Below are 15,980 nucleotides of genomic sequence, written 5' to 3'. Positions count from 1 at the left end.
ATTTGCATCCATATCAAAAAAAAATTTACAATTAGATACCGTAAAAAAAATCACATTCAAACTTGTATTCGAAAAATACAATAAGTGGAAGTAAATTCTAACCAACTGCCCTTAACATCAAAGCTTAATACTGACATGGTAAATAATTAGTGAAAATTAGTATTTAGCCAAGAAATAAATCGATTTATTTGATACGACCATGTGTGTGTCTGATTAAATATGTTAATCTTTTCAACCATCTGACTGTATTCAATACTTTCCATGGTCAGTAATCTTTCTATTCCCCTCCTCAAACTCTCACCTGACTCATCAGGCACATTAATTATAATATTTGAATACTCAGGACTAACTCCCGCTGTTAAGGTAGAAATCACCGGCTTACCATAAGAAAGATAATGCAATAATTTCGAGGGATAATTAAACTGATTCGGCTGAAATGATAATGGGCGAGGATTTATAAAAGCATATGCTTCATGCGCCAATTTATTTAGTTGGTTTTCCTCAACAAACCCTTTTAACAATATTCGTTTATCCTGTTGAGCTATTTGGGTGAGCTCTTTATTATTACCTCTTCCACAGATACATAATTTAGCTTCGCTGTCATTTATTTTTTGAAATGCTTGAGCTAATTGTAAGGCCCCACTATGCTCCATTAACGACCCCATATACATTAGTACCTTATTCTGTGTTGGAGCTTTATTAGATAATGCCTGATTATATGTAGTATATAGCTCATCAGAAATCCCTCCATCCAAATGCAATGTCGGAACAGAAAAATTTGAATTGTTATACACCGACCATGGAAGGATAACATATCCATCAGCACCTGGAGGAACCGCTCCATCTGCAATAATACATATCCAAGGTATCCCAAGACTTTCTCGAATTTTTTTTGCCAGTCTTATCGCTGGAGTTTCATCTGTGCTTTTCTCTAAGCATGAAAAAACTATTAAATAGTCCGGCCATTCCTTGTCTATTGTTAAAATCTTTTTAGCTCTTTTTTTCAAATTTTGGTATTGAAGCTCGACTTTTATAAAGGGTAAATTAATATAACCAACCACTTCACCAACAAAATTATTTTGCAACTCGGCTTGTCTATTACGCACCAGAAACTTCCCAAAAGGCCATACGCGCTCATAAGGAAATCCTAAAATATTTACTTGATTGTCGAGCTTACAAAGGGCCTGAACAAACCCTGTTTGCCAAAAATTAGAAGCTGGACTAATCGATTTAAAGCGTCTAACTGTGGCCTCATTAAAGATACCTTCTAACCAAAGAAATTTATTGTTATCTGGCATTAGTAACGCCCCATATCCGCAACGTTATGATTGTTAGAGGCTATAGCTCGCGTGCAGGCTAGTGGTAGTAGAACTAACATAAATAGGACTAACTTGTTAGGAGAAAAAACCCCACCATTTTGCATAATAATTGCCAACATTAATAAAGTAATAAACCCAGATAGCTGTATTTTAGAGGCTAGTTTTAAAGCTGGACTAAAAAATGAAATAAGAAAAAGTATCCCCCCAAATCCAGATATTGCTACAATATAAAATAATCCATTTTGTATACCTACAACTGGAATTTTACTTACATTTTTTATACCAAACATCAAATCACTAAAACTTACATCATAAAGAAAGCCAAACCGTTGGATTAAACTCAGATCCTCCTCTAAAGTGAGGCGGTGGAAAAGATACTCATAACTAAACATAATAAAGATAACAACAATAAAGGATAAAAATAAAATTGATTTCCATAATTTAATATTGGCGAGTATCCCTTTAAAAAAGCAATAATAAATAATTACAAAGGCGTAAAGAATTGAACTTAACGATTTTATATATAACAAACAGAATATACTTATTATTAAAATTATTTTTTGAACATTTAAAATGGATTCCAATTTTTTGTATGTTCCTAAATCTCTTAGTAGATACTGAGTTTTAGATGCAACTAGATAGCTACCCACACATGCAAATATTACAATGGCTAAAAAACTAGGTTCTCCATAGAACAAACAAACTCTTGGGGATTCTCCAAGTAAAAAATTAAGCCTTTCATGAGTTGCAATTGCTTCAGCATTAGTATAGTTGGTAATCAATCTATAATTTTTTTCAAAAAATGCCTCTCGATTAAATGCGGCAAATAAACCTGTTTCCGATACAACCAAAGAACCAAATATCAACCAAATTGTTTTAGATGATACGGACTTTATCATATACAATACAGCCGGTTCTTTTCGTAGTTTTAATTGAGGAAGTATCATCATAATTGCAGCATAAAACAAAATTCCCATCGAGGTTAAGAATATATTCGAAGACCCACGAGATATAACTTCTGATGATAAATTAGCAGATATCACTATAAAAAAAATAAAAGTTGGAAACACTATAAAAAAATAACGTTTAATTTTTATAGACTGTAAATAATAAATACTAATACCTAACAAGAGGATCAGAGCTAGAGTCTGAAAAGAAAAATAATATGAAAATCCCTCTTGAATAAAAATGATCGATAATATCAATAACACGCCCAAAAATTGGCTGATGAGAAATGCTTTTTTTTTCCTAACTTGTACAATCAATTTACAACCCTTTTTCATTTAATTAGGTTTATTAGCCATACTTACCATGCAAAATAAGACCATAATTTGAAGATTATTCAAATCAAAGTCACCAAGCTCTCAATATATCCTTCAAACGTCAGCTGCATTTTATCTTTCTTTACCAACTGTACAGCATGTTGTTTCCAAGTTTCTTCAGCATACATTTGCAATAATAAAAATAAAGCCTCACTTATTGCTTCAGCACTTATATCTTCAGTAACTATTCCATTGTGGTTAGTTACTATTAAGTCTTCAGAAACCCCAACAGGCGTGGATATAACAAAAACACCCAATGCTATACTCTCATTTATCATGATTGGACCAGCATCTTCCCTTGATGTAACAAGGAGCGCATCAACTTCAGAATAAATACACATTAATGTTTTTCTATCCACATATCCTTTGTATTGATGGTTAACAAATCTATCAATATTTGCGAGATTTATAAAATTGTCTCCGATTGAAATGACTCGCAAGTGCTGTCTTAATTTAGGAAATTTATCATGTAATATTTTGAGCGCATTTAAAAACAGATCACACCCCTTACGATGCTCTCTGCTTGATCTAATTAGCAATGTCAACGAGGTTTTTTGACTTTTATTCATTAAATAATTCAAACGTTTATTACCAATTTTCTTTTTATTTTCCAAAGAAATAGCCCCTAGTGGAATAGCTTTTGATGTTAATCCCTTCAAGATATTAGATTTTCCCCCCATCTCCAGCAGTCTTTTTGATGGATAAAATACAATCGGGTTTATTAGTGTTATAAAATGTTGACGTTGCAAAAAAGCACGTGAAACCATTTTTCTTATTAGGGGGAGCTGGGTTGACGGGCAGTATTGACAGCTGTTTTGATATCCAAGACAACCAGAAGTATAGTGGCATCCACCTGCTATGAATGCTTCATCAAGACATATGAACACAATAAGAGTATCTGGGTATAATTGTTTGAGCTCAGAAATGGACTTGTAGTTTATAAAATATGAAATCCAATAAAAAATGAAAGCTTTAGGAGAGTAGTGTTTGAGAGCGCTATTAATTGCTCTGGCTTTAACCGGAGCTCTTTCTAATCCAAACATAGCATAGCTGCTATCAAGCATATTTAATTTATTCAGTAAGTGAAGAAGCTTATTTCTGAATAATCGAGCCAACCTTGATGGCCTTTTTATTGTAATTATATTATTCAAGTTACTCCGGTCCCGAGTAATAACAAGTGAGGGTATAGACTGGGCTTGCATTGCTAAATGTATATTTCTGACAAACTCACCCGCACCACCACTAAGTTCCGTTGTAAAATGTATAAAAGTCATTATTATTTCTATAAATGATTATGTGTTGATTGTACCGATTTACCTTTTTTGAATGCTCAAGGAAAAATGTTGTACATCTTTCTTTACCAAGCTCAAATGCACTTTTATTGTTTTGTTGCTTCCATGAATAAAGATTTTTGACAGTCTGGAGAGCCATTTATATCCGAATCTAACAAGGTTTTCTCCCAATTTGGAATTCGACTTTCATTAGCAGATACATGGGTAATATCGCTAAAGCCGGAATAGCAGAGTGCTTTAGATAATAAAAATCTATCATAAATGCATAAATGTGTCTCTCCACTTAACCTAAATTTACCAACGCTAAATGCTCTTGGGATGAGTCTGGAAATAGTTCTTCTTGTTTTTCCTTTATACAGCTTTAGATTCCTCTTTAATTTATTTACTTCATTAATAGGTTGAGCACCTAGCATCATTTCTGCACTTCTTCCTAACCTTTCTCGCAAATAATCATGTAATTTAACGGAGGGGCTATTAAGAAATTTAATCATTTCACCGCCAGGTGTATGTCTTGTTAGCTGATCAAGCATTTCCAGTCGAATCCAGTAATACTTTTCGCTAATCACTTCATCCCTCGGGTTAGCTAATAGTGCCTGCAAATTCTCCAAATATTCTTTTGTTTGATTTTGAAGATCTGGGGTTACAACTCTGATAACGCCGTTAGGCTTTAATATTCGAAAGCATTCCTTTAAAAACTCTAGTCCTTTCTCGTAGGGAAGATGCTCAATAAACTGGGAGTGATACACCACATCAAAGGTGTTATCTTGATATGGAATGCGTTTTCTTAAATCTATTCTCTGAACACTTTTATTAGAAGGATTATGATCAGCATTAATCCAACCCCTTGCATTACATAATTTACCGCCACAAGCTAAGTTTATTCCCAAAAATCCATCATATGCATCTAATTTAGCGGACTGTTTATTCATCCTACATTTATCCTTGTTAAATATTAATTAACAAATTCGTACTGCTCATTTTTTCCTATCAAATTTAAAACTTGAATCAATGCATTTACTCTAGTTTCTCTCAACGTATCTAGCGTCATATTTAAATTACCAACATATTCATTAGGCCCAAATGTTGCTGGGTAAATTTCTTCTAGATAGTTTTCTATATCAGAAGTTATCACCTCAAGAGGTTGAGACATCGCTTCCGCTAATTTATTTTTTAATTGAATATGATCACAAAAGCCTTCTACGAAAGCCTTCGATTTAAACCCTTTCAGTGGATGATTACCAAAAGCTATAGCGGGTATACCTTGAAGCATACTCTCTAACAACACAGTTCCCGTTATAGAAGCAACTGCTAAAGAGTTCTTGATCAACCAATAAGGGTCTGATGAAATACTATCGAAATATATATTTTGACCTATCTTTTTTACTTTGGAGTAATAATCAAAAGAGCGCCACTTGCGATTATATGAAACCTGAAATGTGGCAGGATGCTCTCTGATTACAATTGATATTCCCATTTTTTCTGCCGCAAAATAAAGCATTTGAATAGCAAATAACTGATGAGTAAATAATCCCCCATCAGGTAGAGTAGTCTGCTCAGGTTGAAATTGAAGAAAAACACAAATATATTTTTTTTCTTCTAATAGTTTTCTATTTACTACAATATTTTGATAATAAAATAACGTCGCATAACTCATAAAAAATTTATGCGGCATCCAAGCATTAGCCCTGAATTTATTTAAATTTCTTATAAGAAAATTTGTCTCTCTTTTTTCATAAAAGGGCTTCGCTGCTATGTAGCTTCCTTTTTTTTCTTGTATAAATTGATTTATTGAATATTCCAACTGTTTTTTTGAAGTACTCGACTTTTTTAATTTTATAACTTTTTTATTTTCAATTTCAGCAAACATTCTCCATGTAAAAGGAGATATAGTCATTGTTACTGTCATTATATTTAACGCTTGCGAAACTTTTTTAAAAATGTACATAGGAAGGGAGTGTGGTTCATAACTAAATACAATTAATTTGGGTTTTACTTCAGAGCAAGTTTTTATTGCTGCTTTAATTAAAGAGTAATTCACTTCATATCGCCGTACTTCATCCAAGTTTCGTACTCTAGTTTTTAAGCCAAATCGGCTCCATAATAGAGATAGATACTTATCAGAAATTATCTTTTCTATAATTTGAAGCTGATCATTTCCTTTTATTGGTTCAAAGTTAATTTTTCCAAGTAATATATTTGCATTACTATCAAAATAAATTACTTTATTATCTATGTCTTTATAATTTGGTTTTTTTTTAGTAATTATTCGTTCTGAGAAAATAGTACTCTCAATAAATTTGATATCTAAATCCAAATCAAGTAACGCCTGTTCAATATGATCATTAGCATTTGAACCTAAATAAACAAGAACAGTATTCAGCGAACTCTTCTGCATTTGATCTCCACTAAGCAATCTAGAAATAAGATTTCAATCTCCCAATATAATTTAATTCTGTTGTGCTAATTAATGTGAAATAGCAAACAATACTAAAGTTGTAACGCCTCGCTATTGGAACTAAAGCATCTTAATTCTCCTGCATCAATCTCAATTACCTTTGTACAATTTTTTAATGTGCTTTTTCGATGAGCAATTATAAATATGGTTACCTCGCTACTGAGACATTCTATAGCATGCATCACAGCCTCTTCTGTTTCATTATCTAAAGCGCTAGTAGCCTCATCAAATATAATGACATCTGCTTTTTTGTATAATGCACGCGCAATTCCAATTCGTTGCCTCTGCCCACCAGATAATTTAACCCCACGTTCACCAACTAGAGTTTCATAGCCTTCTTCCCAGGTCTCTATTGTTGAAGAAAGCTGCGCCTTTTCTGCAGCAATTCTAACTTTTTCTTCATCAATTTTTTCACGAGGTATACCAAATGCAATATTTTCTGCTATGGACGCATCTGCAAGGAAAATATTTTGCGGTACGTGAGCAATATGACCTTGCCAAGCTCTTAGATTTTGAACATTTACAGGAATGCCATCTATAAACAAATTCCCTCTAGATGGCATCAACAATCCCATTACAATATCTAATAGTGTACTTTTTCCACTACCCGTTTTTCCAATTATGCCGATTCGACTGCCTTTTTTAATTTTTATGTTAATATTTTTTAATACCCAAGGTGAAAACTCCCCATATCTAAAAAATACATTTCTAATATCTATTTCCTTGCAAAAGGCTAATGATTTATTTGATGTATGCATGAGGTAATCAGGTAAAGGCTGACTCAAAAGTTCAAGCGCATCTTCCATTGATGCTGAAGACCCTAAAATGTTTGCCCATGATGAGTAAGCTTGCTGTAAAACTGGGAGTAGCCTCTGGGCACCAAAGGCTATCGCTCCAAGAGTTGGAATAGCACTCATATTTCCATCTCCACGTACTATAAGAACATAAGCCAATCCTGTAATAAGCAACATTCCCAAAGCTTCCATGACATATTTAGGGCTATCACTTATAAATTGTTTATTACCTTGCTCATGTCGCATAATTAAATCTGCTTTACGGTAAATGTTGCTATAGGTTGCTTGACTACCATCGAGTAGGATATCTCTAATGCCCCCCAAACCTTCCTGCATAGCCTTTATCACAGCGGATGACTCGTACGCTATTGACTCACTCGCTTTTAGTAATTTCTGTCTCGTTCGTACAACAATTGCTGTATAAATAGCCCCAAAGCCAATAAGCGCCGTAATAGCTATTAATGGATTAACAGACAAAAGTGCAAGTAATATAGCTAACAGCATGAACGTTGAGCTAACTAAAGTAAGTAAGGGCAAAATTACTCCATAAATAACCGCTGTTGTTTTGCTTGATATGCCACTAATAACTTTACTGCTATTATTATTAACATGTATTGAATAAGGTTGAAAAAGTGTATGGTTATAAATTTTTATACTTAAATCTGCACCAGTGGCAAAACTTAATCGTATACTTACCCAAAGAGACAAAACTCTTAATACACATGCGAGCAATATTGCTAAAGAAAACAGAGCTGTTAATGGCATTAGTAATTCTTCAGCTGATCTAATGCCCACAAGCTCAGTGATTTTTTGTATTTTGTCATTATTAAAAACACTTTCAGGCGACGTTAGCATCCCCAAAAATGGGAACAATGCACCTATACTTAACATTTCAGCAAATGCAGAAGTAATCATTAACGCAAGCAAACAAACCAGTTGAAAACGTCTTTTACGGCTTATATGTTGCCATAGCGCACCCAAATTTATCCATATTGTTGGCTGGTTTTTCATATTGTTTGTACATTATTCTTAATAGTTCTAACACTTGATTTGTAGACAATTAAAGTATTAGGGTTATATTGATTTATTAGCAATCTTTTATCCTAAGACAAGTTAATGGCTGAGGTAACTGTAAAGTGCAATTCAACGTCGTCTGCGCCGATCCTTTTTAAAACGGTCGACTAATCTACTAATGATTCAGATCAAACTTAACATCTTCCTTTTCTTTAATTGATAAAACAAAGCCGTTAAAATTTCTAAACTTAAATTTCTTTCATTTCCATCAAAAAATTGCGTTTCACAATCGAATAGTGTTCATCTGAAAACGGACAAGGGGTTTAAGTTAACATTTTTTCTTTTTTCTAATGCGATAAGCTTTTCGTAGATATTCGATTGATAAGGCAATGTCTTAATTTAGTTTTTCACTAAGCACTCTCAGGCTTCCAATTGCTATGCCCCCTATATTCATTCCCAGCTTTTTCAATATCAATTAAATCTCCTTAAAATCTTATCTTTTCACATCAAATAAAATCCCATGACATGGGTGTGCCACGTTTTAAGTCTTTTGTAACTCGTTTTCCTAAAAGATTTTTTAGATACTTTGCTGGAAGACCATAGCCAGGCCTAATTGCGCGCAAGTTATTTTTATTTAAAACCTCCCCTTCTACAACATCCTCACATACATATAATGTTCTTCTAAATATTTTTGATTTTTCTTCTTCTTCTGTAATTTCACCTATCCTAATTTGTCCAATAGCCTGGTATGCTGTTCTAGCTTCAGAGACCAATAACTTAAACTCAGCTGGCTCTAATGAAAACGCTGCATCAACCCCCCCTTCATCACGAGATAAAGTAAAATGTTTTTCAATAACCGTAGCACCCATAGCCACACTCGCAATAGCAGCTCCAATTCCTAAAGTATGATCAGATAATCCTACTTCACAATTAAACAATGTTCTTAAATAAGGAATTGTTGCTAAGTTTGAATGAGCTGGATTCGCAGGATAACTGCTAGTACATTTTAATAAGATTAGCTCCCTACATCCTGCTTCTCTTGCAGCTCGGACAGACTCATCTATTTCAGCTAAGGTTGCCATTCCTGTTGAAATAATAATTGGCTTTCCTGTACTTGCAACGCGTTGAATTAACCCAAGATCTGTATTTTCAAATGATGCAATTTTATAAGCAGGGACATCAAGGCTTTCGAGAAAATCTACCGCTGTTAAATCGAAAGGTGTGCTAAAAGCAATTAAATTGCGCTTTTTAGCTCTTTCAAAAATGGCTTCATGCCATTCCCAAGGAGTATGGGCTACTCTATACAAATTATAGAGACTATTTCCCTTCCAAGGACTGTACGCGTCACTAATAAAAAATTCACCTTCATTAAGATCCAGAGTCATTGTCTCAGGTTTATAGGTTTGTAATTTTATTGCATGAGCGCCACTGTCAGCAATGGCATCAACGATTTCCAATGCTCTTTCAAGCGATTGGTTATGATTCCCAGACATTTCAGCAATTATAAAAGGAGGGTTTTTAGTACCTATAGGAAAATTTCCGATGGAAAAACTCATGATTCATCCTTTGTATTTATTTCACTTATTACAACCTTTGCTTCCAGCTGTCCCGATATCTTTTTTACCTTTGTAAATTCATACTTTATATATTCTGTACTAAGAAATGCTTGAGGATATCCTTTTGCATCTAGCATTCGAATCATATCGAATACATTTTCAAGAGAATTTGAGTTTTTTAAATTACTATCCTCCGGCTTGCGTCGTTTAAAATAGACAGCCTCACCAACTTGAGGTTGAGGCGTGGGATGTGTATTAATTATTTCAATAATCATCTTCTCAATAATTTTATCTGCACGTTCATAAATTTGTTGTGCTGTTCCTGTCAAATTTAGATCTTTTTTAAGATATATTGGACCTGCATCAAGTTTATCTATACATTGTAAAGCAGAAATTTTCGTATTTTGATGACCATTAGCAATTAGATTTTGTAGAGGGCTTCCCCCTCGACCATAAGGTAGATTAGTCATATGAAAGACTATAGACTCATAATTTTCCCAAATCTCTTTAGGAATTTTGCTAGACCAATGGGGAAAAAATATGATTTCAGGATTGATTTTCTTTATATTTGAAAGAGTAAGCTCTTCTTGATATTGAATAAGAATAAAATTTCGTCCTAATTGCTTATTCAATCGCTTGGCAAGCTCTAAGTTCCAGATTTTTTGTGAAGCAATAATAAAAGGGCGACTCATAAATATTTTCTTAAACTGAAAGTTATATTACTAACTCATATGTCTTTGAATTAGCACGTCTTGAGGAAATCTCACGAAAGTTTAGACTTAAAAAAAGACAGTGGCTTTTGCTATTTTCTAAGAGGACTTCGGCTATAATTTTTAAATTTGGCATAATACAACGAAAATTAGACAAGGCTAATGTTAATAGTTGTTTTGATAAACCACTCCCTCGAAAACAAGGATCGATACTAATATCTATTGATGCTTCGAGCTTATCTATATCAACTTCAAAACGGACTTGCCCAATGGGAAGTCCTTGCTCATCTTCGCCAATAAAAACATAACAATACGGATCATTGATTTTAGATTGAAACCAAGCTGAATGTTCTTCTTTTGCAATACTCTTTTTTGAAAAACTATGCCGCCTAACTGTCGAATCATTAACCCAGGAAAGCAACAATCCCTCATCCTGTTCATTTGCCTTTCTAATATTAATTGACTTTGGTGCATTTTTATAAATAAAACTTATAACCCTTTCAACACCATGTCCATCTACATATTTCTTTGATTGATTAGAAAAAGTTTGAATCAAAAAGGGTTGTCTTATCATACCCCCTATTAATTCTTTCCAATCATTCACACTCATATCAAATGGATCATTAACAGATATTTGTAAAGTCTCATTACTTAATGCTAAAGTCATTTCTTTTTGATTTTCAGATATGATTGATGCTACCGTAGGTATTCCTAAACACATTCGTTCCCAAGTGGTTGCTCCTCCAGCACCTATCATTAAATCAGAGCTCTTAATTAAATGTGCAAGAGTAGATAAATTGCGAAACAAAAAAGTATTTGCTCGTGTAGATACTAGCCTCCTGATCTTTTCGGGGTAACAATAATTACTTCCTATAACAACATTAACTTTTATTTCTTTTAGTTCATCACAATTTAAAGCATTTAACACGATTTCCGTGAGATTTTTTTTATCACTTCCACCAAAAAAAATCAGTATGGTTTTAACAGTGCCGTTATGTGGATTTAACCGTTTTCGAAAATATTTATATTCTGGTTGAAGCAATGCATATCTTGGACCAAGTAATTTATGACAAGTTGGTGAGACTAGATGATTATATCGTTTAGGGGTTTTTGCCCCAAAATAATTTTGATCTAGTAGAAAGTCACAATCATGTTTACGATTAGCTAAATCGTCAATGACCATTATTTTTCTTGCTCTTTGACGAATCATTCTTTCCCAGATTTCATCTATAGCGTAATGGTCAACAATAACCCAATCAAAATATTTCTTACCTATTACTGATAAAATTTCATGAGCATCTTCTTCCTGTGTAACCCCTAGCCAGAGAGAATAATCATTTCCACTATAATTTTCACTAGTATACGATTTCAAACGATAAACGCGATATCCTGCTGTTTCAACTTTGTTTATTAAATTTCCTTTATGATTTCGACAAACAAATGAAATATCTGCGCCATATTTTTTTAATTCATTGGCTAAGGTTAGACAACGCATTATATGTCCGCTGCCAATATTCAAACTACTATCAGTTCGAAATAAGAAGCGCATCATCAATCCTTGATAACTCTTCGCCCAAGCATAAATGCTTCAGCAGCTTCAACACCAATACTAGCACCTCGCCAATTAGCTAAATGATTAATTGCTTTTAAAGAACGGCTATGGGGCCAAGCTCGAAGCTCCGCTGAATATGCTTCCAATGCTTTTGAGCGAAGCTCGAGATATTTTGCAATATCTACAAACCAATTAGGAGAAAATGTAGTAGGAATTTGCCATTCTGTACTAGAGCAAACTTCAAAAAAAAGGAGCGTTTCAACAAAAAAGTCGGGCTGTGGACGACATGCTGTAATCACAGCTTGATTGACTATTCTGTGATCTATATTTAAATCACTACTATAATGTGTCAAAAGAATTTGAGGCTGAAATTCATTTATTTTATTTTCTATAAATTTTACTATTTCTAACAAACCAATAGAGTCCATTCTATTATCGGGAAAGTCTCCAAACATCAGAGACTTTACTCCTAAAATATCAGCGGCTATATATGCACTTTGCCTTCTGGCTTCAGAGGAATTAATAAGCTTGTTCGATTCTTTCGGATCTCGAGACGAAACTCCATCTGCAAGAAATAAGATATGTACATCTGCTCCTTCATCTGAAAATTTAGCGATTGTTCCCCCGCAACCAAGAACTTCATCATCAGGATGAGCTGCACAAATTAGTACTTTTTTTCTCATAATTTTTAAATAATTTATTATTTTAATTGCTAATAGAGCTTCTTAAGCCATGAATAAAGATTTTGCCATAAAAAGATCCGCTTCATCATCAATATCTATGGCAGCTTTCCATGGCATTTCCCAAAAAATATGGCCACGACAATAAAAAGTTTTTGCTTTTATTAAAAATTCAGGTTTAGCAATCCAAATAGCTCCACTCGGGCAAAAGAGATTAGGTAAGTCTTGAGAGCGTTTTGTGAGCGCTTCCTTAAAAAGAGGACTCGGATTATTATTCTTATCTAGTTCAACAGCCCACCAAGGATTCATCCAACCATATCGAAAACAACTAATTTGGGAGGGTATATTGCGACTCTCAAAATAATTAACAGCATCATTAATATTTTTGTCATTACGTAACGGGCAATTTGGCATTAGCTGAACGACAAGATCATAGGTAACATTCTTCATAGATTTGAAGTGTTCAAGAACATTTATAGTAACCAGACTTACTGGTGAAAAATCATCAGCATGGGCCTTGCGAAGAAATGGAACTGATGCTCCGGATTCAACTGAAATTTTGGCGATTTCCTCATCGTCTGTACTTACAATAACATCATCAAATAATTTACTATTTAACGCAGATATAATTGTCCAATAAATAAGAGGCTTGCCATGAAAATTGAGAATATTTTTTTTCTCTAAGCGTTTTGAACCACCACGAGCTGGAATAACTGCTAATCTGCGCATCACCATACTGTCCAACCGCCATCCATTACTAAATTATGACCAGTCATACCATTAGAGTCATTAAAAGCTAAAAATTTAACCGTTCCAAAAATTTGATCTTCGGATAACATTTTTTCTGCTGGACAAAGATTTTTATATTTTGTTAAAAAATCCTCTTTTACTCTACCTTCAACACCCCCGAAAGAAATAGAATTCACTTCTATTTCTTTGGAAGCAAGTCTTACGGCTAACTCTTTTGTTAAATGAATAAGTGCTGCTTTAGCAACCCCATAATTAATAGAGGAATCAGAGTCGGGGTTATCATATAGCTTAAGATTGGGTACGGTGATACCATAAATTGATGATATATTAATTACTTTTTTTAATGTTGAACCGGGTAATTGAGCTAGCAGCATTGTTAGCTCATAGGGTATTATTACATCAAGTAGCATCTCACCCTTCCAATTTTCTCGACTGACTATCCCTTTGTCATTTCTTAAATAATTTAAATTTCTAGCATTATTTACTAAAATGTTTGGAAAAATCTCATGGTCATTAAGCCATGTTTGAATCTTATCCGCAGAATTATCCTCAGTCAGATCAACTTGTATCAAATGCACTTCTTTAGATCCCGCCTGTTTACATTTCATTGCCAATTCATAGCCGGTTTGCTCAGATCGAATAGGCAAAATTAGTTGACAACCTAATGATGCAAATCCAAGTGCAATATTCTTTCCAAGCTTTCCAGTTGCGCCAGTCAAAAAAACCGTTGGATGCTCCATCATATGCAACTATTTCCTTTCTCTATAAGTGTGACTATATTTTTCATTTGGTTATGGGTAATCATATATTTTTTGCTTATAAAACCTTCTATAAACATTTCTATTGCCATTTTAAAAGCAGCAAAAGTGTTTTCGAACTGAATCTCCTTAAATCCTTTTGTTCCATACAATCGGATAACAATTGGAGTTGGCAAACGACCAAGTGTGGAAAACTTAATAAGGAGGTCTGGCCAATGTGCAAAAACACTTTGGATATCATTTTGTTTTATGGCTGCGATCTTAGCTTTTTCACTTGATAAGTCGAATAAATTTAAAACAGGCTCAATAATATGAACACCATATTTTTCCCAGCTTTTATTTATACTGGCTTCAATATATTCAATAGTTCCTAGCTCATTCAGCTCAATTTCCGTTAAATTAAATTCCTTTGCATATCTTAAAGCCGAGCAAGAAAAAATTTGGCCAGGGTATTTTTCATGCTCAAGTATAGATTCAAGCGTTTTTATATCCGTTGCAATGGGTTTATCAATATAGATTGGGACTCCTGCATTTATAAAAGGCAAGCTCATCGGCAGATGAGATTCTGGGTCGTCTCTTGCAAGTAAAACAGCATCAACAACTCCAATCATATCTTCATAGTGTTCAACTATATGGGGAATATTTGAGGATTGAGCGATATGCCTTGATAAATTTTTATCCTGGGTCCAAATATGAGTAACCTTGGCGTATGATATTGCATCTTCAGGAAATGATTGTTTTGCAAGATATTCTAGAATAACTGGAAATGGGCATTGGCTCATCATCAATGAATCATAACCGTTGCAAATAGCGGCCCAAGAATATGGATGGCCATTTCCTTCACTAAAACCAATGATTCCTAATTGAATCGTTTTACTAACTTTTCGATTCAATTTAATTTTTCCCAATTGCTTGGATTGATAATCATATTATCTTTACATTCAAATATCTGATAATTAATCTTTTGAGGAATATCTGTATTAAATGCTGAAACACACTCTTCTAATTGAATAGTATTTAATACACCAATGATTATTTTATCAATCTCGGAAATACTCTTTAAATAACTTAATGCAATAGCAAGTTTTGACACCCCTGTTTCGGATGAGAGTTGTTCAAGATTAGCTAATTGCTCATGAATTCGATCAAAATTTTTCGATAAATTCTTTTTGTTTTCTAATAACACGCCTTGCAAAAAGGCCGATCGAACATGAATTTCAATATCTTTTTCTTTTAATATTTTTAACATCCCAGAATTAGACATACGTTGATCAAGCATATTTAAAGGAACTTGAATCAGATCAATTGGGTATTTCTCTACTATTTTCATCGCAGCTTCAACCGTATATACCGATACGCCAATTTTCGATATCTGCTCTTTCTCCTTGTATGTTTTTAGCAGATCAAATAAGCGTTCGCCATTTTTTAACAAAAGCTCCTCACCATGATGAACTAACAGGCCATAAATTTTTTGCTGCTGTAAGCGATTAAAAGATAATTGAATACCTTTCTTTATTTGATTTATAACTGAATTCGTTATAGAACTTTGTGTTACAGGTTTGGTTTTTGTAATAATTTGAAATAAATCTTTCTCAATAATAAATCCCAGACTTTCCTCTGCATTTCCATAAACATAAGCTGTATCAAGTGTATTGATACCATAGCTTCTACTAAGGTCTAAAATGGATTTTATTTCAGGTAAACTAACCCTGCCTGTCGAATTAGTAATACCATAATTCATCCCAAACTGCGCGGTTCCTAATGCTAATTTCATAATA

General features: G+C 33.7%; 14 protein-coding genes. All 14 read right to left on the bottom strand.

What is annotated here, in order from left to right; all coding sequences use genetic code 11:
• Positions 1 to 146 precede the first annotated feature (146 nt).
• Positions 147 to 1,298 (bottom strand): glycosyltransferase family 4 protein, encoded by a 1,152-nt coding sequence (locus tag E1O41_RS05105; protein ID WP_131776234.1) that lies wholly within the window; start codon positions 1,296 to 1,298, stop codon positions 147 to 149.
• The gene (locus tag E1O41_RS05100) at positions 1,298 to 2,584 is read right to left on the bottom strand and encodes a hypothetical protein (RefSeq protein WP_131776233.1); all 1,287 of its coding nucleotides are present in this window, start codon (positions 2,582 to 2,584) and stop codon (positions 1,298 to 1,300) included. The genes E1O41_RS05105 and E1O41_RS05100 overlap by 1 nt, the downstream gene beginning before the upstream one ends.
• 77 nt (positions 2,585 to 2,661) lie before the next feature.
• Positions 2,662 to 3,915 (bottom strand): glycosyltransferase, encoded by a 1,254-nt coding sequence (locus E1O41_RS05095; RefSeq protein WP_131776232.1) that lies wholly within the window; start codon positions 3,913 to 3,915, stop codon positions 2,662 to 2,664.
• Positions 3,916 to 4,019: 104 nt separating this feature from the next.
• Positions 4,020 to 4,862: a class I SAM-dependent methyltransferase gene (locus E1O41_RS05090; RefSeq protein ID WP_131776231.1), complete on the bottom strand. Its 843-nt coding sequence runs from the start codon at positions 4,860 to 4,862 to the stop codon at positions 4,020 to 4,022.
• 23 nt (positions 4,863 to 4,885) lie between these two features.
• Positions 4,886 to 6,328, bottom strand: a complete 1,443-nt coding sequence (locus E1O41_RS05085; RefSeq protein WP_131776230.1) for a hypothetical protein — start codon at positions 6,326 to 6,328, stop codon at positions 4,886 to 4,888.
• Between the two features lie 92 nt (positions 6,329 to 6,420).
• The gene (locus E1O41_RS05080; protein WP_131776229.1) at positions 6,421 to 8,193 is read right to left on the bottom strand and encodes an ABC transporter ATP-binding protein; all 1,773 of its coding nucleotides are present in this window, start codon (positions 8,191 to 8,193) and stop codon (positions 6,421 to 6,423) included.
• Between the two features lie 509 nt (positions 8,194 to 8,702).
• Positions 8,703 to 9,752, bottom strand: a complete 1,050-nt coding sequence (pseI, locus tag E1O41_RS05075) for a pseudaminic acid synthase (protein ID WP_131776228.1) — start codon at positions 9,750 to 9,752, stop codon at positions 8,703 to 8,705.
• Positions 9,749 to 10,444 (bottom strand): formyl transferase, encoded by a 696-nt coding sequence (locus tag E1O41_RS05070; RefSeq protein WP_131776227.1) that lies wholly within the window; start codon positions 10,442 to 10,444, stop codon positions 9,749 to 9,751. Before E1O41_RS05070 ends, pseI begins: the two co-directional genes overlap by 4 nt.
• A 22-nt stretch (positions 10,445 to 10,466) precedes the next feature.
• Positions 10,467 to 12,011, bottom strand: coding sequence for a UDP-2,4-diacetamido-2,4,6-trideoxy-beta-L-altropyranose hydrolase (pseG, locus tag E1O41_RS05065; protein WP_188668187.1), 1,545 nt, complete (start codon positions 12,009 to 12,011; stop codon positions 10,467 to 10,469).
• 2 nt (positions 12,012 to 12,013) lie between these two features.
• A complete protein-coding gene (locus E1O41_RS05060) occupies positions 12,014 to 12,697 on the bottom strand; it encodes a PIG-L deacetylase family protein (protein WP_131776225.1) in 684 nt (227 codons plus the stop codon).
• A 42-nt stretch (positions 12,698 to 12,739) separates the two neighbouring features.
• On the bottom strand, positions 12,740 to 13,423 hold the full coding sequence (locus E1O41_RS05055; protein ID WP_207384506.1) for an acylneuraminate cytidylyltransferase family protein: 684 nt from the start codon (positions 13,421 to 13,423) through the stop codon (positions 12,740 to 12,742).
• The gene (locus E1O41_RS05050) at positions 13,423 to 14,187 is read right to left on the bottom strand and encodes an SDR family oxidoreductase (protein WP_131776224.1); all 765 of its coding nucleotides are present in this window, start codon (positions 14,185 to 14,187) and stop codon (positions 13,423 to 13,425) included. The genes E1O41_RS05055 and E1O41_RS05050 overlap by 1 nt, the downstream gene beginning before the upstream one ends.
• The gene (locus tag E1O41_RS05045; protein WP_131776223.1) at positions 14,184 to 15,095 is read right to left on the bottom strand and encodes a Gfo/Idh/MocA family oxidoreductase; all 912 of its coding nucleotides are present in this window, start codon (positions 15,093 to 15,095) and stop codon (positions 14,184 to 14,186) included. The genes E1O41_RS05050 and E1O41_RS05045 overlap by 4 nt, the downstream gene beginning before the upstream one ends.
• Complete coding sequence (locus E1O41_RS05040) at positions 15,092 to 15,976, bottom strand: aldo/keto reductase (protein WP_131776222.1); 885 nt, start codon at positions 15,974 to 15,976, stop codon at positions 15,092 to 15,094. Before E1O41_RS05040 ends, E1O41_RS05045 begins: the two co-directional genes overlap by 4 nt.
• Positions 15,977 to 15,980 lie beyond the last annotated feature (4 nt).

The organism is Legionella impletisoli (genome assembly GCF_900639875.1).
GTDB classification, from domain to species: domain Bacteria; phylum Pseudomonadota; class Gammaproteobacteria; order Legionellales; family Legionellaceae; genus Legionella_A; species Legionella_A impletisoli.
Note: the sequence above shows the minus strand (reverse complement) of the source record. Positions and strands in the feature narration are given on the sequence as shown.